The sequence below is a fragment of the Paenarthrobacter sp. YJN-D genome (assembly GCF_015040335.1).
Lineage (GTDB): Bacteria > Actinomycetota > Actinomycetes > Actinomycetales > Micrococcaceae > Arthrobacter > Arthrobacter nicotinovorans.
Map to the genome: position 1 here is coordinate 20,582 of NZ_CP053550.1, position 23,316 is coordinate 43,897.

26 protein-coding genes are annotated in these 23,316 nt (G+C 68.4%); 19 read left to right on the forward strand and 7 right to left on the reverse strand.

Annotation, left to right across the window (positions count from 1 at the left end; genetic code table 11):
- Positions 1-5 precede the first annotated feature (5 nt).
- Together HMI60_RS20325 and HMI60_RS20330 are read right to left on the reverse strand one after the other, a co-directional pair.
- The gene (locus HMI60_RS20325; RefSeq protein ID WP_064846228.1) at positions 6-320 is read right to left on the reverse strand and encodes a hypothetical protein; all 315 of its coding nucleotides are present in this window, start codon (positions 318-320) and stop codon (positions 6-8) included.
- Positions 321-331: 11 nt separating this feature from the next.
- Positions 332-949, reverse strand: a complete 618-nt coding sequence (locus HMI60_RS20330) for a DUF6668 family protein (RefSeq protein ID WP_108720351.1) — start codon at positions 947-949, stop codon at positions 332-334.
- Between the two features lie 172 nt (positions 950-1,121).
- Here HMI60_RS20330 and HMI60_RS20335 point away from each other — a divergent pair, with 172 nt between their 5' ends.
- Positions 1,122-1,370, forward strand: a complete 249-nt coding sequence (locus HMI60_RS20335) for a helix-turn-helix domain-containing protein (RefSeq protein WP_370584111.1) — start codon at positions 1,122-1,124, stop codon at positions 1,368-1,370.
- 121 nt (positions 1,371-1,491) lie between these two features.
- The gene (locus tag HMI60_RS20340; RefSeq protein WP_227453744.1) at positions 1,492-1,914 is read left to right on the forward strand and encodes a hypothetical protein; all 423 of its coding nucleotides are present in this window, start codon (positions 1,492-1,494) and stop codon (positions 1,912-1,914) included.
- 17 nt (positions 1,915-1,931) lie between these two features.
- Here HMI60_RS20340 and HMI60_RS21300 read toward each other — a convergent pair whose 3' ends face one another.
- Positions 1,932-2,642 carry a hypothetical protein gene (locus HMI60_RS21300; protein ID WP_370584112.1) on the reverse strand — a complete coding sequence of 237 codons (711 nt, stop codon included), beginning with the start codon at positions 2,640-2,642 and terminating at the stop codon, positions 1,932-1,934.
- 342 nt (positions 2,643-2,984) lie between these two features.
- On the opposite strand from HMI60_RS21300, the gene HMI60_RS21305 reads away from it, so the two are divergent.
- The 10 genes from HMI60_RS21305 (at position 2,985) to HMI60_RS20390 (ending at position 13,028) form a co-directional block, all read left to right on the forward strand.
- The gene (locus HMI60_RS21305; protein WP_259788112.1) at positions 2,985-3,353 is read left to right on the forward strand and encodes a M23 family metallopeptidase; all 369 of its coding nucleotides are present in this window, start codon (positions 2,985-2,987) and stop codon (positions 3,351-3,353) included.
- Positions 3,354-3,366: 13 nt separating this feature from the next.
- A complete protein-coding gene (locus tag HMI60_RS20350; RefSeq protein WP_108720354.1) occupies positions 3,367-4,803 on the forward strand; it encodes an AAA family ATPase in 1,437 nt (478 codons plus the stop codon).
- The gene (locus HMI60_RS20355) at positions 4,800-5,627 is read left to right on the forward strand and encodes an FHA domain-containing protein (protein WP_108720355.1); all 828 of its coding nucleotides are present in this window, start codon (positions 4,800-4,802) and stop codon (positions 5,625-5,627) included. Before HMI60_RS20350 ends, HMI60_RS20355 begins: the two co-directional genes overlap by 4 nt.
- Before the next feature lie 53 nt (positions 5,628-5,680).
- Positions 5,681-5,935 (forward strand): hypothetical protein, encoded by a 255-nt coding sequence (locus HMI60_RS20360; RefSeq protein WP_108720356.1) that lies wholly within the window; start codon positions 5,681-5,683, stop codon positions 5,933-5,935.
- Positions 5,936-6,175: 240 nt separating this feature from the next.
- A complete protein-coding gene (locus HMI60_RS20365) occupies positions 6,176-8,095 on the forward strand; it encodes a hypothetical protein (protein ID WP_136340944.1) in 1,920 nt (639 codons plus the stop codon).
- Positions 8,096-8,511: 416 nt separating this feature from the next.
- The gene (locus HMI60_RS20370; protein WP_108720358.1) at positions 8,512-8,826 is read left to right on the forward strand and encodes a hypothetical protein; all 315 of its coding nucleotides are present in this window, start codon (positions 8,512-8,514) and stop codon (positions 8,824-8,826) included.
- 43 nt (positions 8,827-8,869) lie between these two features.
- Positions 8,870-9,067 carry a hypothetical protein gene (locus HMI60_RS20375; RefSeq protein ID WP_193591256.1) on the forward strand — a complete coding sequence of 66 codons (198 nt, stop codon included), beginning with the start codon at positions 8,870-8,872 and terminating at the stop codon, positions 9,065-9,067.
- Between the two features lie 116 nt (positions 9,068-9,183).
- Complete coding sequence (locus tag HMI60_RS20380) at positions 9,184-10,191, forward strand: IS481 family transposase (protein ID WP_193591238.1); 1,008 nt, start codon at positions 9,184-9,186, stop codon at positions 10,189-10,191.
- Positions 10,192-10,370: 179 nt separating this feature from the next.
- Positions 10,371-12,629: a glycoside hydrolase domain-containing protein gene (locus HMI60_RS20385; protein ID WP_156250914.1), complete on the forward strand. Its 2,259-nt coding sequence runs from the start codon at positions 10,371-10,373 to the stop codon at positions 12,627-12,629.
- Between the two features lie 18 nt (positions 12,630-12,647).
- Positions 12,648-13,028: a hypothetical protein gene (locus tag HMI60_RS20390; RefSeq protein ID WP_156250915.1), complete on the forward strand. Its 381-nt coding sequence runs from the start codon at positions 12,648-12,650 to the stop codon at positions 13,026-13,028.
- A 221-nt stretch (positions 13,029-13,249) separates the two neighbouring features.
- Here the strand turns inward: HMI60_RS20390 and HMI60_RS20395 are convergent, their stop codons facing one another.
- Positions 13,250-14,503, reverse strand: coding sequence for a transposase family protein (locus tag HMI60_RS20395; RefSeq protein ID WP_227453745.1), 1,254 nt, complete (start codon positions 14,501-14,503; stop codon positions 13,250-13,252).
- 147 nt (positions 14,504-14,650) lie between these two features.
- On the opposite strand from HMI60_RS20395, the gene HMI60_RS20400 reads away from it, so the two are divergent.
- The 3 genes from HMI60_RS20400 to HMI60_RS20410 all read left to right on the forward strand — a co-directional run bounded on the left by HMI60_RS20400 (position 14,651) and on the right by HMI60_RS20410 (position 17,545).
- On the forward strand, positions 14,651-15,406 hold the full coding sequence (locus HMI60_RS20400) for a hypothetical protein (RefSeq protein WP_193591239.1): 756 nt from the start codon (positions 14,651-14,653) through the stop codon (positions 15,404-15,406).
- 610 nt (positions 15,407-16,016) lie between these two features.
- On the forward strand, positions 16,017-16,514 hold the full coding sequence (locus HMI60_RS20405) for a SigE family RNA polymerase sigma factor (RefSeq protein WP_156250917.1): 498 nt from the start codon (positions 16,017-16,019) through the stop codon (positions 16,512-16,514).
- A 176-nt stretch (positions 16,515-16,690) separates the two neighbouring features.
- Complete coding sequence (locus HMI60_RS20410) at positions 16,691-17,545, forward strand: hypothetical protein (RefSeq protein WP_156250918.1); 855 nt, start codon at positions 16,691-16,693, stop codon at positions 17,543-17,545.
- Between the two features lie 449 nt (positions 17,546-17,994).
- Here the strand turns inward: HMI60_RS20410 and HMI60_RS20415 are convergent, their stop codons facing one another.
- From HMI60_RS20415 to HMI60_RS20425, 3 genes are read right to left on the reverse strand one after another with little or no spacing between them, the layout of a single operon-like run.
- Positions 17,995-19,395, reverse strand: a complete 1,401-nt coding sequence (locus HMI60_RS20415) for a hypothetical protein (RefSeq protein ID WP_156250919.1) — start codon at positions 19,393-19,395, stop codon at positions 17,995-17,997.
- The gene (locus tag HMI60_RS20420; RefSeq protein WP_156250920.1) at positions 19,392-19,742 is read right to left on the reverse strand and encodes a helix-turn-helix transcriptional regulator; all 351 of its coding nucleotides are present in this window, start codon (positions 19,740-19,742) and stop codon (positions 19,392-19,394) included. Before HMI60_RS20420 ends, HMI60_RS20415 begins: the two co-directional genes overlap by 4 nt.
- A gap of 12 nt (positions 19,743-19,754) precedes the next feature.
- A complete protein-coding gene (locus tag HMI60_RS20425) occupies positions 19,755-20,888 on the reverse strand; it encodes a tyrosine-type recombinase/integrase (RefSeq protein WP_227453747.1) in 1,134 nt (377 codons plus the stop codon).
- 91 nt (positions 20,889-20,979) lie between these two features.
- Between HMI60_RS20425 and HMI60_RS20430 the strand changes: the two genes are divergently transcribed.
- The 4 genes from HMI60_RS20430 to HMI60_RS20445 all read left to right on the forward strand — a co-directional run bounded on the left by HMI60_RS20430 (position 20,980) and on the right by HMI60_RS20445 (position 23,250).
- Positions 20,980-21,801 carry an ArdC-like ssDNA-binding domain-containing protein gene (locus HMI60_RS20430; RefSeq protein WP_193591240.1) on the forward strand — a complete coding sequence of 274 codons (822 nt, stop codon included), beginning with the start codon at positions 20,980-20,982 and terminating at the stop codon, positions 21,799-21,801.
- A gap of 396 nt (positions 21,802-22,197) precedes the next feature.
- Positions 22,198-22,476: a glutaredoxin family protein gene (locus HMI60_RS20435; protein WP_305082347.1), complete on the forward strand. Its 279-nt coding sequence runs from the start codon at positions 22,198-22,200 to the stop codon at positions 22,474-22,476.
- 56 nt (positions 22,477-22,532) lie between these two features.
- Positions 22,533-22,805 carry a hypothetical protein gene (locus HMI60_RS20440; RefSeq protein WP_193591241.1) on the forward strand — a complete coding sequence of 91 codons (273 nt, stop codon included), beginning with the start codon at positions 22,533-22,535 and terminating at the stop codon, positions 22,803-22,805.
- Positions 22,806-22,866: 61 nt separating this feature from the next.
- Positions 22,867-23,250, forward strand: coding sequence for a single-stranded DNA-binding protein (locus HMI60_RS20445; RefSeq protein ID WP_108720360.1), 384 nt, complete (start codon positions 22,867-22,869; stop codon positions 23,248-23,250).
- Positions 23,251-23,316 lie beyond the last annotated feature (66 nt).

Below are 23,316 nucleotides of genomic sequence, written 5' to 3' on the forward strand. Positions count from 1 at the left end.
CCCGATTAGGTGGTGAGGAAGCCGACGAGCGCGGCAGCAGCGGAGATGATGATGACGCCACCGAGCGCCATGCCGATCTTGCCGACGTGCTCGCCGCCCTCACCGCGGCGCGACTGGATCGCCATGAGCGCACCCGCGGCGAACAGACCGAGGATGCAGACCGCCAGGGCGACCCACTTCGCCCAGCCCATGATCGAGTTGAAGCCCTCCGTGCCCGGCGGCTGGATCGGGTCGGGGTCGGGCACCTGCGCGATGACCTGCTGCGGCACGGTGGCGAGGAAGTCGCCCACCGACCCGGCGATGGTGAGAAGCGTGCTCATGGAGTTTCCTTTCAGTTGGCGGTGCCGGCGGCACCTGGTTCGAGGATTGCGTGCAGCTCGTCGACGAGACGACGAACGGCACGCGGCGAGTCGGGGAGAGTGGGGGTCTCCCCCAGCCGCCACGAGTCGATCCACGGCACCGTCCAGGTCCGTGGAAGTCCGCCGCTGACGAGCTGCGCGAACTCGCGCAGCGGCCGGGGCAGACGGCCGGGAGCATCGGAGACGATGACCAGGCCCAGGACCTCGACGTGCGGCACGATGCCCGAGGCCCACTGCGTGGCGGCGGTCTGCGCTGCACGCAGGCCACGCATGTTCGACCTCGCGGTGAGGACGACCCGTGCGGGCGCCGAGCCCGGCGGCCGCGGCCATCCGTGGTCTGCGGCGCGCCACTCGGGCACGAGGGCAGCCAGGCTCGACTCCCCCGCTCCGCCGTGCACGCCCAGCCACCACAGATCGGCAGGTTGGGCCTGGTCGTACGAGGCGAGCTGGTCGGCGCGATCCGGGCTCGGAACGCCGCGCTGCGGCGCCACCGGGCCGGTCGGCGGCCGCACCGCGCTCTCTGTCACGACCGGAACGGCGTGCTCCGGCTCCGTCGGCCGCGAGAGCCACGGGTTGCTGCCATCTGACACGACGCGATTCCTTCCCGATAATGGTTCTACGAGTGTCCCTCTATCACATCATGGCACCGGTAGCGGAAGGAAGCAACATCATGCGGTATCTATCGGATCGTAGGCGATCCTGTCGGATCGTAGCGGGATCGTCTATCATGGGGGCATGCGACGAGCAGCGTGGATGCGCGCGGTGAACGAGGCACGAGGCACCGAAGCCCTCGATGCGCTGTTCGCTGGGCGCCCGGAGACGTTGAGCGTCGAGGAGGTAGCCGAGGTCCTGAACATCAGTCGGCAGAACACGTACGCCTGGCTCCGTGACGGGGTGATCCCGGGCTACAAGCTCGGCTCGACGTGGAGGGTCATCCGCGACGAGCTGAAAGAGACGATGCGCCAGGGCGCGAACGTGCCCTCGCGCCGAGGGCACGAGGGGAAGGACTGAGATGCGACGTGTGGCGATCGGGGGCGTCGCTCTCGCAGCGGCCCTCGTCCTGGTCGGTTGCACCGGTCAGGACGAGGGGCCTACCCCAACACCGACCGTGACCAGCTCGGCTAGTCCCACGATGCCCGACCTCGACCAGTTCACGCCGCCGCCGAGCGGGCTCGTCGACGAGGACACCGGCGAGACGGTCGAACCCCAGCCCGTGCCGGAGTGGGATGAGGCATCTCGTGTCGCCGTGGTCGACGCGGCCGAGGCCGCCATGACGGCCTTCGCCCGGCCCGACCTCGACTACGACACCTGGTGGGCCGGCGTTGAACCACTGCTCACCCCCGAGGCGGCCGAGGACTACGCCTACGTCGACCCCGCGAACATCCCGGTGCGGGAGGTGACCGGAGAGGGCTTCATCGTCAACGACGCCAGCGCGTACGTGGCCACCGTCGAGGTCCCGACCGACGCCGGGCGCTATCAGCTCGTGCTCAACCGCAAGAACGCCGACGCGCCGTGGCTCGTCAGCCGCATCACCCCCGTGGAGGAGGTCAACTAGTCATGCCCGAACGGAAGTCAGGCGTCCTCGTCGTCGCCGCGCTCGTCCCCGCCCTGGTCCTGGGCCTCGTGCTCAGCCTCATCCTGCTGGGTGGCGACGACAGCGACGATCTGTGCCTGCCCGGCTCGCAGCAGCCAGGCATCACGATCGACCCTGACTCCGTTCCTGACACGCCCATCGCCGGCTACAACCACGAGCAGCTCGTCAACGCCGCGTGGATCATGCAGGCAGCGAACGCTCTCGGCCTGTCCGCGCGTGACCAGACGATCGGCGTCATGACCGCGATGGGCGAGTCCAGCCTGCGCGTCATCGACTACGGCGATGCGGTAGGACCCGACTCCCGCGGGCTGTTCCAGCAGCGAGACAACGGCGCCTGGGGCTCGTACTCCGACCGGATGGACCCATTCATCTCGTCGACGAACTTCTTCCGCGTCCTGATGACGATTCAGGACCGCGACACGCTGGAACCCACGATCGCGGCTCACCGGGTGCAGCGGAACGCCGACCCCTACCACTACACGCGCTACTGGCCCGCGGCCGTTCAGGTCGTCGAAGGGCTCAGCGGCGTCCAGGGCATCGCGACCGGCGAGCAGCCGGTCACGTCCTCGCAGTACCCGCTCGGAGACGTCCGGCCGCAGACCGCGATCGTGGCGAACACCGTCGGACCGATGTTCGGCATCGTCACCGTCGGCGGCTACCGCGAGTCGGCCCGCGACCCCAACGGGCACCCGAGCGGCCTCGCGCTCGACTTCATGACCAACGACATTGCCGACGGCCGCGCCACCGGCGACCGCCTGGCGCAGTACCTCATCGACAACGCCGACCAGCTCGGCGTGGACTACATCATCTGGTGGCAGCAAATCTGGTCCGCGGACCGCGCCGACGAGGGCTGGCGCGCGATGGAGGACCGCGGCTCCGACACCGAGAACCACTTCGACCATGTTCATCTGAACATCAAGCCCGACGCCGGCGGCGTCGTCACCCCTGGCTGCGAGTCGACCACACCCGGCCAGGTCAGCGCCGAGGGCTGGGCACAGCCGGCGGCCGGACCGATCACCTCGCGGTTCGGGATGCGCACCGATCCCGTCACCGGCTCGTTCACCCGGCTGCACGCCGGCGTGGACTTCGGCGGAGGCGGCGACGGCGGCCCGATCTGGGCCGCGCAAGACGGCGTTGTCATCGACGTCTACACCGACAGCAACGGTGGCTGGACGATCGACGTCGACCACGGCGGCGGCGTCATGACCCGCTACAAGCACATGTGGGCCAGCGGCGTGCTCGTCAGCACCGGCGATCGCGTCGTCGCTGGCCAGCAGATCGGACGAGTCGGCTCGTCCGGCTGGTCGACCGGCCCGCACCTCCACTTCGAGGTGCACGTCAACGGCTCCCCCGTAGACCCCGAACAGTTCATGTCCGAGGTCGGAATCACGCTCGGATAGGCAGGAGAACACCATGAGCACCACCACAGAAGCGGCCACCTGGCCGCGCGTCGAGGCCACGCTGCACGAGGACGGCACCGCAGAGGTCTCGATCGGCGGCAGCGTGCAGACTATCAACGCGCAGAACGTCGACGAGGCGCGGCCCCAGGTCGTCGCGCTCATCGCCCAGCGAGCTGCGCAGCTCGGCCGACCGCTGCGCGCACTCACCCGCGACCCCGAGGGTGAGTGGCCGATCATCATCCACGGTGACGGCACCGTTGCCGAGGACGTCGGCGCCGCCGCCCGGCCGCGGCCGCCGGCCGAGCCCCAGGTGATCGCACGGACGGAGCCGAGCCCTCCCGCGGCACCCGCCCACGAGCTGACCGTTCCTCCCGTCGAGCCGCCCGCCCCGGAGCCCGTGGGCCACCCCGTGGCCACCGAGCCTGAGGCGACCGAGGCGGAGACCAGCGCTCACAGCCGCGGATGGGTCCGCTCGGCCGCCGAGCAGGCCGAGGAGCTGTCGCACCTCAGCACCCCGTACCCCACGCGCCGGGAGCGGCGTCAGTCGTTCCTCACCCAGGAGCAGGCCGAGGAGCCCGCTGCCCAGGGGTGGCGCGGGCTCCTGACCCGTGCCGGTCTGCGACTGAGCCCCAGCGAGGCCGAGCGTGCCGAGCGCGCGGATATCGCGGCGGTCTCCCAGCACTGGCCCGGCCCGCGCACGATCGCGATCGTCAACTCCAAGGGCGGCGCCGGCAAGACGCCGAGCACCGTCCTCCTCGCCGCCGTGTTCGCACGCTACGGCGGCGCTGGCGTGCTCACGTGGGACAACAATCAAACGCGCGGGACGTTGGGCTGGCGCACCGAGCAGGGACCACATGACGCGACCCTCCTCGAGTTGCTGCCCCAGGTCGAGCGGTTGCTGAGCCCGAGCGCCCAGGCCGCGGACCTTGCGCGGTTCGTCCACCACCAGACCCGCGACCGGTTCGACGTGCTGCGGAGCAAGCCGACGGCCCTGGCGCACGAGCAGCGCGTCGAGCCCGAGGACGTCGACGCGATCCACGCCGTCGCCAGCAAGTACTACCGGCTTGTGTTCATCGACAGCGGCAACGACGAGTCCGACCCGATGTGGCTGCGCATGATCGACCGGACCGACCAGCTCGTGGTGGCCACCACCACGCGCGACGACCACGCCGAGGCCGGCGCACTCCTGCTCGAAGCGCTCTCGGACCGCGACGAGCGCTCGGCCCGGCTGGCCGAGCAGGCCGTCGTCGTCGTCACGCAGGCGGACTCCAAGGCTCCGCCGGCGGACGTCGCCCGTGTGGCCGACGGCTACCGCGCGATCGCGCGTGAAGCCGTCACGGTGCCCTTCGACCCCGCGATGGTCGACGGCCTCCTGCGATACGGCTCGCTGCGTCCAGGGACACAGCGAGCCTGGCTGGCCGCCGCCGCGGCGGTCGCCCGCGGGCTATGAACGCCACGCAGGCCCTCCGCGGCGCCGAGCGCGTCGCGGACTGGCCGCGGATCAGCGCCACGGTGCGAGCCGACGGCACCGGCACCATCACCATCAACGGCACCGGGCGGACCTGCGCCGCCGCCGGCGTCAACGAGCTGCGCACCGGCATGATTGCCCGCTGCGTGGCGATCGCCAACCGACTGCACCGACCCGTGCGCGTCACGGTGACCGACGTCGCCCAGACCTGGACGCTCGCCGTCCGGCCCGAGGGCATCGTGCAGGCGGTCAGCGACGCCGGTCTCATCCCGCCGGCAGACGGCCTCAGCGTCCATGAGGGCCGCTGCCGGCGCTGCCGGCGGCTACAGGCCGTCACGTCCACCACATGCCCTCAGTGCGGCGTCGACGAGCCGCACCGCGTCGAGGCAGACCCGATCGCCGCCGAGGCGATCGTGCCCGACGCCTCCGCCGTCGACGAGCTGGACCTCACCCGCGCTCGGCCGCTGACCACGACACCCAAGCCGCGTGCCACGCTCCGACTCACGTTCAGCTCGCAGAGCCCGGTCGACGTCGCAGAGAACGTCGCGCTCGGCCGCAACCCCGAGGCCGTCGGCGGCCGCCGGCCGATCCAGGTCCGCAGCCCGCAGCGCATGCTCTCGCGCACCCACGTGCTCGTCGACGTCGACGAGCACGGGCGCATCCTCGTCACCGACCACGGCAGCGGCAACGGCACCGAGTCTCAGACGAACCCGCCGCGCCTGTTCGAGGCACACGTGCCCTACGTCCTCGCGCCCGGCACCACGCTCCGGCTCGGAGACGTCATCTGCCGCATCGACCTGGTGTGAACTCCCCCGCGTGTCGCTCGTTGTAGATGTAGATCACTCGGTACGGTAGAGGCATGTCCAGTCAGTACCGCCGCCCCAGGGGAACGCCGAAGGTTGCTCTCAACCTATTCGTCGCGCCCGAGGTCAAGGAGCTGATCGACGACTACGCCGCCCGCGCGAACGCGCCTATCTGGGCGATCGTGGAGGCCGCGATCCGGGCCGGCAAGCCCGGCGCCGACGGACTCCCCGAAGGCTGGGACCTCCCCAAGTCTGGGGACACCCTGCCCGGCCTCACCCGTGAGGGGAGGATCGAGCGACGTAGCGCATGAACGAGCGAACCCCCGCCCTTGGCGGGGCGGGGGTTCGGAAGCTGAGCGCCTGATCTGTCGAAGTTTGGCGACAGAGACCAGATCAAGCGATATGAGGACCGGCTGGCTAGGCCGGGACCTATCTACTCCTAGTCCTAGGAGGTTGCTGCCATCATACAGGCACACCCTGACGAAGCACATGCACACGCCGATCCCGGCGCGCCGTGGCGACTCACCGCGGCGCTGAGCCCGCGCCCCGTCGTGCGCGTCGCCGGCGTGGACGCCTACGGCCAGGTGCTCAACGAGTACACCGGCCACCGCCGCGTCGACGGCGACGAGCCCGCCCAACCGTGGGCCGTCTACCTCGCCGGCACCGATCGGCGGTTCAGGCTGCTGTGCTTCGACCTCGACGCCAAGAGCGCCGGCAGCGCGCCGGCCGCCGCTCGTGACGCCGACGTGCTGTGCGGGCTCCTGCACGACGTCGGTCTCGACGCCGTGGTGTGCGAGTCCGGCCCCACCGGCGGCCGCCACGTGTGGACGGCCCTCGCGGAGAGCGTCGACGCCGAGACCGTGGCCACGCTCGCGCGCCTGGCGCGCCACGTGTGCCCCTCGCTCGACCTCTCCCCGCTCAGCAACGCTGCCACGGGCTGTGTGCGGCCACCAGGCGCCCCACACCGTGCCGGCGGCCGCTCCACCGTGCTCTCAGGCGTCCTGGACGCTCTCACGAGCCCCACAGGCACCGCGGAGCAGGTGCGGCGGCTCGTCGAGGCCCTGGCGCAGCTCGTCGACGACGCCGAGCCCGCCCACGACCTCGACCCGCACAGGCCCGTCCCCCTCGACGACCACTCCCGGCTCTACCTGCCAGGACCGCGGCGCGAGCTGCCGGCCGTCTCGGCCGCCGCCCTCCGCGAGGACGCCGCCTCCGGCGACGCCTCAGCCGTGCTGTGGCGCGTCCTGATCGGCGCCGCCGCCGCACGGTGGCGTCACGCCGACGTCGCCGCGCTCGTCGAGGACTCCCCCGGCCTAGAGCACGTGCGCACCTACCGAGACCGCAGCCAGCGCCGGCCCCGCGGCCCCGTCGACGCAGCGCGCGTCCTGCGCCGCCAGTGGGACAAGGCCGTCAGGCACGTGGCCAGCTCGCCCCGCCAGATCGGGGACGATCCCACCTTCGACGCCCGCGCCGACGCGATCGCCGCGCACGTGCGCGACGTACAGGGCCGTGCCGACGCCAGCGCCGGCCGCTGGACCACCGGAGGCGGCCCAGCCGACCGGCGCGTGCTCGACGTCCTGTGCATCCTCGCGCTACAGGCCCTCAGCGGCGCTGTGGAGGCCGACACCCGCCGCCTGGCACTCCTGGCAGGGGTCGGCCGGGAAACGGCCCGCACGGCGCTCCTGCGCCTCTCAGCGGACGGATGGATCGCCCAGGCCCAGGAGGCCGCCGGCCCGCACGGAGCGCACTGGACGATCGGCCCCGACTCGGTTATCCACACTCCTGCCGATATAGATCGGTCACAAGCGGACCCGCGCCCCGCAGGGGCCGGGGCCGCCGAACGATCCGCCCTCCTCGCCACGCTCAGCGCGCGCTCGGGTGACGCCACGCACGACCTGTTCACGATGGCACCGGGGCTGGGACACCACGCTGGGAACACCTACGCCAGGACCACCACCGAACCCCAGGACCTCGACGAGCTGTCAGCTCGGACCGGAGACTCCCCCGAACGCACCGCCCGCATCCTCGACCGGCTCGTGTCGGCCGGCGTGCTCGTGCGATCGCGCCACGGCTGGCGTCGACACCGCACCGACCACCGCACCGCGGCCGCGCGCCGTCTCGACGTCGACGGCCGCCTCGACGACCGAGCACACAGGTACGCCGTCGAGCGTGAGCTGTGGGCCTGGTGGCAGGCCGAGGACGCATGGATGCGAGCACCGCGGCGACCCGGCGCCAAGCACCGCCCCGGTCGAGGGCAGCTCGCGCTCGTGCTCACCCCCGACGCCGGCACCCACGCCTATGGCCCGCACCCACGTCGAGCCGACGGACGTCTCGACTGGCGCGAGGCCCGCCGAATCGTCGAGGACGAGCGCGATGGTCGAGCCCAGCGACCCCGGCCCCCTGCCGACGACGACGTGTCGTCGGCCGAGCAGGTGCTCATGTCGGTTCTCGGAGCCGTGCGCATCGCCTGAGCCCGTCAGGACTCCCCCGCCCCCAATGGGCACAGCCCGGCGATCGCCGGGGCCGGCCTGCACACAGTGGGGACGGCCGAGCAGGGCACCCACGAGCGCTCACGCTCGTCACCGGCGAGAGCTGCGCCCTCGCGCTCCGCGAGCGGCCCTGCGGGCCGTGACCGACGGCCGCTGCGCGGCCGGCAGCATCGCGCCTACGGCGCTCGTTTTCTCGCCGTGAAGCCTTCGGCAGCATACGGTCGGCCGACCTACGCGCAAGAGCTTTCGCGGCATATCCTCCCTCGCTGCGCTCAGTCCGGTATTCCACGGTCTCTTGCACTCCGGCCGGCACTCCCTAGCGGCACATTCGTGCCTTCACGGCAAGAAAACGTGGAGGGGAAGCAACAGCCACCAGCACCCCCGAGGAGCCCGTCACCATGAGCACCACGACCGCACCGACCGCCCTCATCTGCACCAGCAGCACCGCCGGCGAGCCCGTGTGGTGGGTCGAGTGCTCGTGCGGATGGAACCACCCCGAGCACCGCACCCAGGAGGACACCGCCCGGATGCTCAGCCAGTGGCGCCAGCACCACCACGCCGACCACCCCGGCACGGCCATCGTCGAGCCGACCCCGGCCACGCTCACGCCCTACCAGGTCTGCCCCTACTGCGACGCGACCGACGAGACGTGCCCCGCGGCCAAGACCGAGCGCGCCTGCTGCGAGTGCACGCACCCCGGCATCGAGCACTGACCACAACCCTATTAGTACTATTACCGTTACAGGAGGTAGCGAAATGGCCCGCAAGATCAGGACCACCAAGAGCCCCGAGGAGCGACGCGCCGAGGCCGAGGGCCTGCACGCCACGATCGCGGAGCAGGTCGAGGAGCTGCGCAGCTCGGAAGCCTGGACCCGGTTCCTCACGTTCGCCCAGGCGTTCCACCGCTACAGTACTGGCAGGCGCGCCGTATCTGAACTCCGTGAATGCGTTTGATCTAAGTGTTGCGTCTCATGAGGTTGGTGACGCTGGGGGTGTGAGCGAGGGGTAGGTCCCCGGCGGCAGGATGGAAGTACCTCTACGACCGTTCTGCTTGAAGGACCTACCCCTCGATGAGTCACGCTAACGCTCCATTGACCCCTGCTGGCCGGCTTCGCCTGATCCAGCGCTGCCAGATCCGCCCGATCGCTCACGTGGCCGCCGAGGCAGGGATCTCGCGGGCCTGTTTGTCGAAGTGGAAAGCCCGCTACGACGCCGACGGCGAAGACGGCTTGATCGATCGCTCCAGCGCGCCGTTTGCCCGCCCGACCCAGCTGGCGCCGGCGGTGGTGGACCTGATCGAGACCTGGCGCCGAGAACACAAGTGGACCGCCCGGCAGATCGCTCGGGAGCTGAACGGCCGCGGCCACCGCTGCTCGGTCGCGACCGTGGGCCGGTGGCTGCGCAGGTTGGGCATCAACCGGCGCAAGGATCTGGACCCTGAGGGGCACAGCAACCGGGTGGTGGGCACGATCACCGCACGGTTCGCCGGCCACATGGTGCACCTGGACGTCAAGAAGGTCGGCCGCATCCCCGACGGTGGCGGCTGGCGCGCCCACGGCCACGGCAGCGCCCAGCACAAGAAGTCCAGGGCCGCCAAGAAGGCCGGCGCCCGGGCCGGGTACGTCTACCTGCACTCGATCATCGACGGCTACTCCCGCCTGGCCTACACCGAGGCGCTGCCCAACGAGACCGCCACGACCACGATCGGCTTCTTCCACCGAGCCCGAGCCTTCTTCGCCGCCCACGGCATCACCCGGATCGTGCGGGTGATCACCGACAACGGCTCCAACTACCGCGCAGCGGACTTCACCCGGACCGTGCTCGCGCACGCCTCCCGGCATCAGCGCACCCGCCCCTACACACCGCGGCACAACGGCAAAGTCGAGCGCTACCAGCGCATCCTGGCCGAAGAGCTCCTCTACGCCCACGCCTGGAACAGCGAAGCCGAACGCACCGCCGCCATCAGCGCCTGGAACATCCACTACAACTACCATCGGGCACACACTGCCGCCGGTGACCGACCCCCGGCGTCACGACTGCGAACCGGCGTCACCAACGTCATGAGTCAGAACATCTAAGCCCCGGGTGGCGGCTCGCTGCGCTAGGCCGCCTCCACACCAAGGGAGGGAACGGATCGACGCCGCCGGAGGCCGCAGCCTCACTGGTAGTCTGCCGATCTGGCTATGCGCGGCACCCGACGTACGCTCCCGGCGATGGGGACCGCCGACGGCCGCGTCCTGTGACTGTGAGGAGCGAGATGTCCGATCCGTGGGTGGAGAACGTACAGGACTACCTCAATGACACCTACACGGGCGTCACAGGGTGGAACCCGATCGAGGTGACCGGCCGCACCGGCTGGCCGACGATGCGGGCGCTGACGCGCGCGCTCCAGCACGAGCTGGGCATCACCGCCCTCTCGGACACCTTCGGCCCAAGCACGGTCGCCGCCCTGGACGCCATCGGAGCGATCGGACCCTCGACCGCGCACCCGAAGATCGCGCAGATCTACAACCTGCTGATCGGGGGTCTGTACGCCAAGGGCTACAACGGCGGCGACGGAGCCCTACCCGGAAGCTGGTCCACCCAGACCGAGACAGGAGTCAGAGCGATCCAGTCGAACATCGGAGTCGCGCAGACCGGGACGGTCACCTCGAAACTGTTCAAGGCCATCCTCAACATGGACGCCTACGTGCTCGTCGGCTCCGGGACCTCAGCGATTCGGCAGGTCCAGCAGTGGATGAACGCCACCTACCTGTCCCGATCCTGGTTCTCGATCATCCCCGCCGACGGCAGCTACTCCCGTGACGTGCAGAAGGCGCTCGTCTATGCCATCCAGGAGCAACTCGCGGTGGCCGGCGCGAACGGCAACTACGGACCCGGCACCCGCGCCGCGGTCGCCAGTGCGCCGACCGTCGCTGTCGGATCCGCCGACTCCGGGGCCTCGAAGTTGGTCCGCCTGTTCCAGGCCGCCTTGCGCTTCAATTCCTACGACGCCGACTTCAACGGCACGTTTAGCGCCGCCGACTCGACGAAGGTCTTAGCTTTCCAGACCTTCTGCCTTCTGCCGGTCACCGGTGAGAGCAACTACCAGACCTGGTCCTCCCTGCTGGTCTCCAACGGAGACCCTGACCGGGTCGGCGAGGCAGCCGACACCATCACCCAGGTCACGGCCGCCCGCGCAGGGGCACTCACGGCCCAGGGCCGCGAGGTCGTAGGCCGCTATCTGACCAATGTCTCCGGCGCCGGCGCTCTGAACAAGAAGATCCAGGCGGGCGAGCTGACCGACATCTTCGCGGCCGGGCTGCGGATCTTCCCGATCTACCAGACCACAGCGGCCAGCGCCTTGTACTTCTCAGAGCCGCAGGGCGCCATCGACGCCCGCCTAGCGGTTGACGCAGCCGCCGGGTACGGCTTCGGGCGTGCGACCACGATCTACTTCGCGGTCGACTTCGACGCCACCGACGACGACATCGCCAATCGTGTCCTACCTCACTTCCGCGGCATCGCCAGCATGATGCACCACCTCGGAGACAGGTACCGCATCGGGGTCTACGGAACACGAAACGTGTGCCGCCGGGTGTCCGAGGAGGGCCTGGCTGAGTTCAGTTTCGTCGCCGGCATGAGCACCGGGTACAGCGGGAACCTCGGCTACCTGCTGCCGGAGAATTGGGCCTTCGACCAGATCTCCACCGTGACGGTCGGGTCTGGTGCTTCCAGCATCGAGATCGACAACAACATCTACTCTGGCCGCGACGCCGGGCAGTCTTCGGTCACGGCCCCTACGGGCGCCGCAGCGCTCGACGTCGGCTGGGACCCGACCCTGACCTCCGCACTGGAGTCGGACTTGCAGGACTACGTGGACTCGCTCACCGAGTACGACCCACCGATCCTGCCCACCTACGGAGGTATCCCGGCCACCGTCACCGCGATCCTGTACAACGACGCACTCGTGACTTCGCTGGCACGTGCGTGGGGCATCCGCAAGGCGCTCATCCAGGCCGTCGCAGCGTGGGAGTACTGGCGGCGCAACATCGCCGACACGGCTTCCGACACTGCTGTGCGGAACTGGTACCAGTACCTGGAGGAGCTGGAGATCTGGCAGCAGAACCCCATCGGCCCGCCTCCCGTCGCACCGATCCCTGTCACCGAGGACTCCAGCACTGGCTTCGCACAGATCTTCGCTGCCACAGCGATCGCGGCCCACAACTGGGCGCTCGCGAACAACTTCCTCACCTCCGGCGACGCGCTGAACACCGACAGCCCGACGGACATGTGGCAGGTGTGGAGCAGCCTTGCCGACGACGTGGAGTACAACCTCTCGGCCGTGCCCCAGGTTCTGATGTGGGGGGCCGATGATGTCGGTGTCAGCGGTCCGCCGCGGACCAACTACACGTCGACGGAGATCTTCGACATCATCCGCAGGTACAACGGCTCCGGCTCGGAGGCGGAGCGGTACGCGCGCGCCGTGGTCGGTTTCTACGACATCTTCGAGGGATACAACGCCGGCCTACGGTAGGGGTGAGATGATGCTGCCGTGACTTCCAGCAGCTCAGTTCCGACCGCGGACACGGGCCTGAGCGTCCGCTGGCTGGCCGGCTTGGGGTTGGCTGCGTGCTGCCTCGTGTCAGGGCTACTCGCGCTCATCCCCTCAATGGCGTTGCTGATGGCGTCGATGACTATCTGGCGCCCGATCGCGGTGGTGGACTTCTTCGACGAGATCACAGCGCCCAGCGTCGCCGTGTTAGGGGTGCTGCTGCTGTTCGTAGCATTGGCGCCGGTAGTGATCGGCACTCTCGCACTGCGCCGCAAGGCCGGATGGCATCGTACTGTCGCGCCGGTAGCGACTGGTGTGATTGTCGCTGCTGGCTTGGTCACGATCTTCGCAACCGGGGCAATCTACTCGCCCCTGCCCTAGACGTGCGATCGCGCAAGTCAGGTCGGCCGCGTTCGCACTCCGCTGTCGCGAGGGCTGGGATGAAGTCGCACTCCACGATGATCAATGAGTATTGAACAGTCGGTCGCCTCAGACGCGGGCGGTCCAACGCGATGCTTGCCCACGTCTCCCCCGCAGTGCCTCAATGTCAAGTGCCCGCGTGGGCGGTGTCGTGCCTCATAAGTAGAGGCCCGCGTGGTGGGTCATGCTGTGCGGCGGGTGTGGACGCCGCGCCTGGTGTCGGGGAGCGGTTTGACGAGGCTGTCGGCGAGGTCCTCGGTGGGCCGTTTGGCTAGGCCCGTGAGCTTGTCCTGGAGGCGTTGGATGTCGCGGGCGAGCTCGGCGGGATTGATCGCGGCGCGGCGAGCACGCAACTGGGCAGCTTGTGCAGCTGAAATCGTCTCAGCGGCCAGCAGCCGGTCTAGCGGGGTGCGTGGCTGGTCGTAGATCCGGCGCCGTTTCCCGGTGGCGGTGCTGGCCCATCCGATCGGCTTCTTCGTCGGGGTGAAGTAGTTCAACCGGTCGTTGACCAGCGGCCAGAGCTGGTTCAGCAGCGCCAGCGCCTCGGGCGTGTCGTAACGCCAGTGGAAGGCGTAGCGGCGCACCAAGTGGTTGTTCTTGGACTCGATGGTGGCTTGGTCGTTCTTGCGGTAGGGCCGGGAGCGAGTGAAGTAGACCTCACGCCCGGCGGCCCAGCCGATCACGTCGTGGTTGATGAACTCGGATCCGTTATCGCAGTCCATGCCGGCGACCTCGAACGGGATCGTGCTCACGGCACGCTCCAGCGCGCCGAGCATGTGGACGCGGGCGTTGTTCCGGATCGCGATGGTGAACACCCACCCGGTGAGCACGTCAGTCAGGTTCACGGTGCGGGCGAACTCGCCCTTCAACGTCGGCCCGCAGTGCGCGACCGTGTCGACCTCGAAGAACCCGGGCTCGGCCTCGACCTCGTCACCGGCCTTGCGGACCGTGATCGAGTTGCGCAGCAGCGTTCCGGACTTGGTCGCGCTGATCCCCTTCAACGCCCCACCGGCCTTCGCGGCGGCGAGATACCGGTCGATCGTGGCCGGGCTCATCGCCAGCAGCTCGACCCGCACCTGCGCGTCATAACCGCGCTTGCCTTCCACGAGCTCGCCATGCCGCTGCAGTGCATCGAGCAGCGGTTCCATCGCCGGTGCCAGGTACTTGCCGCAGCTACCGCCGCTGATCGCCCACACCCGCTCCAGCACAGCCAGCGCCTGCGCCGAGTACTTACGTGGACGACCCGCCCTGGTCCGCACCGGACGCGGACCGAGCGCCTGCGCCAGCCGCCGCCTGGCGTTGTCACGCGACCAGCCGGTCACCGCCACAACCTCGTCCAGCAGACGCGACCGATCCGACCTCGAAGAGCCCCGATACGCCCTGGCGTACTTCGCCGTGATCTCTGTCCGTGTCGCCATCGACAACTCACGATCCATGCCCTCCAGCGTCCCGGCCAGACGTGCACTCACTTATGAGGCACGACCGTCGCTACACGGGCACTACTTCTGAGGATCGTCGTCCCCTTGACGGCGCACCGTGAGCGAGGCCACTATGTCCCTAGTTCTAGCCGAAGGGGGCGTACCGTGTGGCAGAGACTGGTCGTTTCAGCGTCAGTCGTTACGATTGCGACTGGTGCGATCGCGGGCATCGCGAACGCATCGACTGAGGCATTGATGCCGCCGGGAGAGGCTCCACCGGGCAGTCCTGCGGATGACTTGTCCAGCCAGTTGCTCGACGATCCTGCGTACGTTCTCGCTGTGACGGACCCGGTCGTGGACTCGCTTGCCTCGGACATGGTTGCTGCCGTGGAGTCGCTCGCCGACAGCGGCGGAGCCGTTGGATGGACACTCATCGACTCTGAGGACGTCGAGTTGGTGGGTGCTGCAGACCTCAGTGCCACAGGAACCGCTGGAACCGCGTTCGGCGCGTCGAGCGCGGGAGATCGCGAAGTCGATCCGCTCACTCCGGAGCAGATGAGCGAACTGGAGGAGGCCCTCGATCTGATCGAGATCGCCTCCGGCACTACCTACTACTGTGGCGCTGGGTCTTACAGATTCGCCTATACCCAGGCCTTCGATGACAACTGGTACGCTCTCTGCCGCTCGGGTGTCGGTACGCACACGATCTCGCCCAGCCTTCGCTCTGACAACCCTCCCACTGCGGTGTGCCCGTGGAACACGCGCGGAAACGTGTACTGGTGGGGCGGCGCGTATACACCCCGTTGGTCAACTGTCCGTGGTCCAGTCTCGACGAAGCAGCAGTGCTACTCGTTCGGCAACTACCAGGTCTACGTTAGCAAGATCAAGATTCTCAGTTGTACCGGAACCTGCCCGGTGTAGAACAGTGGCTTCAGGCATAAGAAATTAGCGCATCGTCGTTGGCAATGCGTACGCGCAGCATCTTCCAGAGTTTGTCGCTCACAACCACCAACGCGCCGGACGACACCCCACGGTCCTCGGAGTAACCGCCCCGGACGCGAAGGCAAGCCCGCTGCGCGGCTTGTCGTGGTTCGGTGAGGCTCTCGTTTGGACGAGCCGGCTGCCTGCTGACGACCGCGCCGGGCCGCGGCGATCCCCAGCTGGCATGCACTCGGACCAACTGGACGGGAGCCAGACCCAGGTTCTGCTCGTCAGGCACCCAGAGCGATTGCGCGTGAACCAGCGGTGGGTCCCGCGCCTATCGGGGTACGTACGGCTGGCTGGGTCGGCGCGCCGTGTGGACCCGACCTCAGGGGCCAGTCACAGTAGGTCGTGAGGCACCCGGGTGTGTGCCTTCAAGCATTGACGTGTAGCCGGGCTGGGCCTGCCGGTCTCAAGCGAGAGATTGGGCGATGTCGTTCTGATGTAACCGCCGGGGGGTTCGCCGCGTCTACACCTTCAAAGACCCACGTAGGCAGGCCGCCGACCCTCGGCCACGCAGACCGTGCAACCACTGAAGGAGTACTGATCTGTGAGTGAGAGTTCGGAGCTCGACTTCGAGGAGTTCGCACGCGCGGCGACGCCTGATCTAGCACGGTTGGCGTGGGCGCGGACGCTCGATTGGTCGGACAGCGAGGACCTGGTGCAGGAGACGCTAGCCCGGATGCTGCTTCACTGGAACCGGATCACAGGTGCGGACCACATGCGGTACGCGCGTCGTGTGCTCATGAACCTACGCGTCGACATGTGGCGGCGACGACGGCACGAAGAACTCGTCGACGCGGTTCCTGATCGTCCCCAGGGACACGTCAGCGACGACGTCGAGGCCCGGCTGGTGCTCGCCGAGATGCTGAGGCCGCTATCTCAGAAGCAACGAAGTATCGTCGCGCTCCGCTACTTGCTGGGACTCAGCGTGGCGGACACCGCTCAGGAACTGGGAATCAGCGAGAGCGCTGTCAAGGTTGCTGCCCACCGCGCCCTCAAACGCATGCAGGAACGCTGGAACAGTCACGAAAGGATTGGACAGTGACACACGATCTGGAGAATGAACTGCAGGAACTATGGCTTCGGGCGGACCTCCCCACCGCACAGATGACTACGACTGATCCAGTGCGTCGACGCGCTAGAGCTCTTCAGCGAAGGCGAAGCGGGCTGATCCTCGGAGCCGCGCTCGCCTCGACTCTCCTAGTCGTCGCAGGAGTTCTGGTGGCAGGGAACGTGCTCTTCACATCACCCATGCCGCCTGCCGACTCTCCTTCGGACAGTGCAAGCGAATCGGGCGATCCGGAAACGGAAGCTCCGAGCGCTCAAGTCACCCCTCCCAACGGCTTCGCAGACCTCTCCTCGCCGCAAGCGTTCACGATGGTCCCGGGCGAGGGCTGGTGGAACATGACCGCCACCGAAACCAGCTTCGACGATCCCCGCCAACTGGAGAACCCCGACACGATCCTCATCGCAGGCTGGGTCGACACCGTCGTGGAGGGCTACGACCGGGATCTGACCACCGGCCGCATCACGGTCGTCGCCGCAAGCGACCTTCCGCGAGTTCCGATCGACCCGAGTTGGCCCGAAGAATGGATCATTGTCGACGCGACCTCGTTCGACCTCCTAGACACGCTCGTCGGCATGGGCGCCCCCGGCGACACACCGGAGACACCCGTTGGATTCGAGCCCGTTCCGGACGCAGATGCGGCCGCCTTCGAGAACCTTGGCTCCCCGGTAGGGCTGACAACCGAGAGCGTACTGACCGACGGCGACATCATCGGCGTCACGGCCCTGGACAGTGAAGGAAACGGCTTCGCGCTCAGGTTCGACACAACGGACGCACAGGCGTGGTTCTCGGGCGACTCAGGCGATGTCGTGAACGGACCCGACGCCTTCGAGCTGCGGGTAGCCCAGCCCGACAATCTGGAGGAGCTCTCGCTCACTGGCATCGACTTCTCAGGGGAGTGTGGCTTCGTGATCAGCGGCCGGGCGAGCACGCCGGATACCGAGCTCATCGCTCAGTACATAGTGGAAGAGCTTCCAACGCACGTCGCCAGCCTCTGCGAAGAGCGATGACTAGGTGGTGTTCTTCTTCGGGAGGTTGCGAACGCCGGGAGTGAGCGAAGAGCTCCGGGACGATGTGGGTAACCACTCGCCGTGGCCACCGCCGGAGGCGGGGTGATCGCCTTGAACCGACGCCAAGAAGGATCACCTATCCGCCGGACACGGAGACCAGCTGCCCCCACAGGGGAGTCTTCTGTCCACTCAAAGGGAGGTCGCTGTCCCAGGACACTGAGCAGCGCGCTCGGTTGCGTGAGTTCGTCACGGCTGAGTACGCGCGTGGTCGGTCGCTCCGCGGGCTCGGGGAGCTCTCGCGTTGGTCGCCGCGCCGGTCGCCGAACCCCTTCGAGCAGCTCGCGTCGTTCGTCGGCCAGTACCATGCCGATGGGTCGCAGCTCGACACGATCCGCGGTCCGCTTGCTCTGGATCCACCGACTCCGCGACTGGGTCGTGTTTGCTTCGGCTTACGTCGACAACGGGTCGGCGGCATAGTTCGCCCAGGAGCCGCTGGCTTTCGCGCTGAGGCGGACGATGGTTTGTGGATGGAGGCCAAGGACGCCGGAGAGCATCGCGGGTGGGATCTCTCGGGTGAGTTGTTCGGAGGCGGCCAGGCGCAGTTGCCGTGGCCGGATGCCCAGGGATCTACGCAGTCGGCTTGCGAGGGCGTTCGCGGTGATGTGCTTTCCGGCGTGGCTGCCAGGGAACAGCCATCGGGTTGGGAGGTTCTCGGCTGTGCCGTGGCGGCGGCGGACTGGGAGGCTGCGGATCACGGTCGCGAACGGCTCAGGTAGTTCGAGTGCATCGGTGCCGAGCGTCAGGCTCGTGCCGGTCTGCGTGATCGTGACATCGTCGATCGTGAGCGCGACGACGCGGTTCAAGGGTTGCGCGTAGAGCACGATGAGCGCGGCAGCAATCCGGTCCGCGGGATCAAGAGAATCCTCGGTGACCAGCCGGCGTGCGATCTGCCAACGTTGTTCGGAGTCCATCGGGGCGACGGGTTGTCCGACGTAGGCGCGCGGGAGCTCGACCTGTTGTGGCAGTTGGCGGCTCTGCCTGGCCCAGGACAGGAACGGTCGAACGACGTGCCGGATTGCTCCGTGGCCGGCGAACCACGAGTCGATATCGTGCTGGGTCGTCTCGCCCAGGTGTCGTCCAGCTTCTTGCAGGGTGGTGAGAAAGGCGACGACCTGCTCGATCTGGCGGGTGGCGTTTCGTGCGCTGGTGTCGACCCGCCGTTGCTCGTGCTGGGCCCGTACCCTGGGCAGGACCTTCCAGTTCACCCACCGCGTCGTGATCCGCCGGTGTTCGAGATCGAGTGAGGTGAGCAGGTCCGGAACGCGGGTCTCGAGGCGGCGCAAGCTCCGGTGCGGGTCGGGCGCGAGGAGCCTGGTGGCGACCAGCAGAGCGCGCAGGTGTTCTGCTGCTCGACGTTGCGGGAACTGGTCGAGCGTGTCGTGGCTGAGCGGAATACGGCCGGTGTCGAGGTCCTGCAGCAGCTCGCGGGTACGGGCCAGCCAGCGGCGCGTCGTGAGGGGCTCCGCGGCAAGGATCGACTCGCGCAGCGGGGCCAGGACACCATCCCCGGCAAGCACACGGTCGAGGTCCCGACGCAGTGCGCAGGCGTTGCAGACCCTGGACCCGTCAACGCCGACGAGAGGAACGTCGCACGGGCCGCAGTCCTGGCAGCGCTTCCGCGCCAGCTCACGACACCAACGACAACAATCGTCATGGTCGAGCAGCCGGTTGGGCTTCCCGCATCTGGCGCAGTTGCCTCGGTCTCGTCCGATGCCCTTGCCGCAACTCCAGCACAGCCCACGTCCCTTCATGGCGGTGCGGTCGCAGAGCTGACAGATCTGTTCGGTCACTTGGCGTGTGAGACCTCCGCTCGCCGCGGAGTGCGGGCGGTGACCTTCGCGGAGACCCGCGCGGGTTTCCCGCCGGTGCCGGTCGCTTTCGCGGCAGCAGTCTCGGCGACGGGCTCGATCAGGTCGTTCGGGGTGCAACTGAGGATGTCGCAGAGCGCGGTCAGAGTGCGCAGGCTCAACCGTTCCGGGGTGCCGGTGACTAGCCGGTATACCTGCGCCTCGGAGAGTTGGACACCACGCTCGGCAAGCAACGGGACGAGCATCGTGGTGGCGAACATCTCCTGCTCAGCCATCAGCCGGCGCAGGTGCCATCGGTATCCCAGACGGCGCTGGGGGGTGCGTGCCATCGTGTCGCTCCTCTAGTCGCGGTTCAAGGTCTCGGGATGGAAAGCGCGGTCAAGAGCTTGCCGCAGGGCTCGGTTCTTGTAGTCGGCCCCGACGCTGGTGTAGATCGCGGTCGTCGATCCCCAGGAGTGCCCGAGCTGCTGTTGCACGAACAGGTGGTCGAAGCCGTCCTCGAGCAGATGCGTCGCGAACGAGTGGCGCAGGCAGTGAGGGCCGAGATTGCGGTCCAGTCCGATCGCGTCTCGATACTCGGAGAACCGCCGCGAGATCGCGTCGGTGCCGACGACGGCACGGCGCTCGGTCGGCCACAACGCGGTGCCCGTGGCGTCGTAGAGCGGCCGCACCTCCTCTACCCACTCAGCGAGGGCCTCCGCCGCCCAGCCCATGGTCGTCAACACGGTGCGACGGCGCGGCGGGCTGCCCCGCATCGCCTTCCCATAGCGAACAGCCAGCGCCCCGTACCGGCCGAACTCGGGAGCCGCGGCATTCGCCGACCAGTCGACAATCTCCAGCTTCGCCGCTTCGCGGCGCCGTAGCCCCCAGGCGTAGATCGTCTTGAACAGCGCCGCATCGCGGAACGTCGCCAACCATCCCTTCCGGCCCCGCGCCCGCACCTGGCCAACCCGCTGATCGCAGTAGTCAAAGAACGCCTGTAGCTCATCACGCGACAGCGGCCGGTTCCCTGGCCGCCCCTCATAGTCGGTACGGTGGATGACGGTGTTCCACTCGTGGAATATTTGAACCGGCACGTCCCCGAAGTGTCGTTCGCACACCTCGTGCCACTGGTAGCGAGCATCGGACAGATACCCGCAGAACAGCGCGACCGCCATCTGGTAATTCCGCACCGTCGAATGCGCCAAACCCGCCGAGACCATCTCCGCCGTCCACGCCTCGACATCGCCCGGCGTCCAGCGCCACGGGTAATCGTTCGTGAACGAGACGAACCGGCGAACCGTGAGCAACCGCCGCTCGATCGTCAATCCAGACAACATCCGCGACCGCTGCTGCAACTCCCAGCCCTCCAGCATTGCCGTCAACACCGTCTCCTCCGCGGCGAACAGCGCCACCCCAGGCATCAGCAACCGGGCGGCAGGGTCACCCGGCGCGCGCTGCGACCGCCCCTCCGCCGAACCATCCACATCCCGCATCGACACCCGATGACACTATCATGCATCAGATGCAGGATGCACACCGGCGGCAGACCTCGCTCTAAGCTCCGAGCCGCTTCATCCCGGGCTCGTGCCCGACGACGCGGGTCCCCGTGACTACGCGGCATCGCTCGGGTCTCCACCCCCTGAATCCTGCATCGGATGCAATTCCCCGGCCTTCATCAACAACCTGTTGCTGATCCTCGCGCAGAAGCCCGAGGCGACCCACGTCGCCGGCTACCGCACATGGCAGAAGCTCGGCCGCCAGGTCCGCAAGGGAGAGCGCGGAATCCGCATCTTCGGCGGCCGCGACGTGCGCGAGACCGTCGAGGACGAGCAGACCGGCGAGGAGAAGGAGCAGCGCCGTGTGAGGTTCTTCCCCGTGTCCGTGTTCGACATGGCCCAGACCGACCCCATCGACCCCGAGGCCGACGACCCGAGCACGCTCGCCCACCGCCTGCGCGGAGACGACCCGCTCGGCATCCTCGCCGCCGTCACGGACTACCTCACCGGCCAGGGCTGGACCGTCGAGCGCGAGGCGATCCCCGGCGAGACCAACGGCTACACCACGACCGACGGCACTCGCCGCGTCGTCGTCGACGCGGACCTCTCCCCCGCCCAGGCCGCCAAGACGGCGCTGCACGAGGCGGCACACGTCATCCTGCACGCCGAGCAGGACGCGGCCGAGTACGTCCAGCACCGCGGCGTCACGGAGACCGAGGCCGAATCGGTGGCGTACGTCGTCGCGGGCATCCTGGGCCTGGACACCAGCGCCTACAGCATCGGCTACGTCGCCGGGTGGAGCAACGGCGAGCCCGAGACGATCAAGGCCACCGCGGCGAACGTGCTGCGAGCCGCGCACACCCTGGCCGACGCGATCACCGAGCCCGCCGAGGAGAGCGACGCGGCCTAGCCGAATAGTACTATTGGGGCTAATGGAGTTGGGAGGTGTCGACGATGGCAGGACCGAGCAGGTGGCGACGTCGCGCCGCCCTGGCGGACGGCGGCGAGGGGTGCCACCCCTCGCGCACCCCGAGGCCCCGCGGGCGACGGAGCGCCCGCGGGGGTACGACGGAGGCCGGCCGCCGGCCGGCGACTGCACGAGCCGTTCAGTGTTCGTTCCTGGCGCTCCATCATCGCCGGCCGGGCCGTCCGCACAAGCCCGCTTCGCGGGCCGGCTCCGCCGAGAACTTCGGCACGCGTCGCTGCGCTCCTTATTTCGCGCCGAACTTCTCTCCCCCGCCGCCCTCCGGGTTGCTGCTCCCGGCCCGGCCGGTGATTGCTCCGCTATCAGGAACGATCCCTAAGAATGAGCGATGAGAGGAGTCCCACGATGCTGACCGTGACCGTCTACAGCACCGGGCCGAGCTGCATGCGCTGCACGCTGACCAAGAAGGCCCTGGCCAAGGAGGGAGTGCCGTTCGTGGAGGTCGACGTGCGGGAGAACCCGGACGCGCGTGCCTACATCACCGAGGACCTGGGCTACAGCGAGGCCCCCGTGTGCATCGTCGAGGACGGCACCGGCGAGGACCACTGGTCCGGCTTCCGGCCCGACAACATCAAGCGCGTGGCACGTGCCTCCGCTTGACTCGCTGCAACGGTAATAGTTCTATTAGAGGTAACAGGGTTAGAGAGGATGAGGACATGAGCGCGAGGCTGACGCCGTACGACAACGGCACCCGGCTGGAGCCCCACGTGTGGGTCCGAGGCGACGTGGCCACCCCTGGCGGCCTGCCGAGGCGCACGGAGGAGGACGACTACGGCCGCGTGGACCTCGACGACGACGAGGGCCGGACGGTCCTCACGCTGTACGTCGAGCGCACGGCCGAGGGCTACACGCTGCACGTGGAGAACCTGACCGACTCGCTGCGGATCGAGGTCGACCACGACGAGGCTGTGGAGGTGGTGCGCAACTAGACCTAGCAACCCTATTCCCCCCAACAGTACTATTAGAGTTACAACCCAACCAGGAGGAACCATGAGTTACATCACCCGCACCGGCAACCTGACCGAGGCCCCCACGCTGCGGACCGGCGAGAGCGGCCCGTACACCTACGCCCGAGTCGCCGTCAGCGACCGCATCCGCCAGGAGGACGGCTCCTACGTCGACGGCCCGGCGGTGTTTTACGACGTCGCCGTGGGCGGCAGCCAGGCGACCAACCTCGTCGAGGCGGCCGAGCGCAGCGGCAACATCCGCATCACGTTCTCCGGGCGCTACCGCGTCACCGAGTACAAGGGTGAGCAGGGAACCCGCATCCAGCACGAGGTGCGCGCCGACGAGGTGAGCGTGAGCCTGCGCGGCCAGTCCGTGGCTGTCGAGCGCAGCGCCCGTGCCGACGAGCGCGAGACCGACACCTACTGACCGACGAGGGGTGCGGCGCCAACTCGCAGGCGCCGCACCCCTAACAGTACTATTAGCCCTATTGGA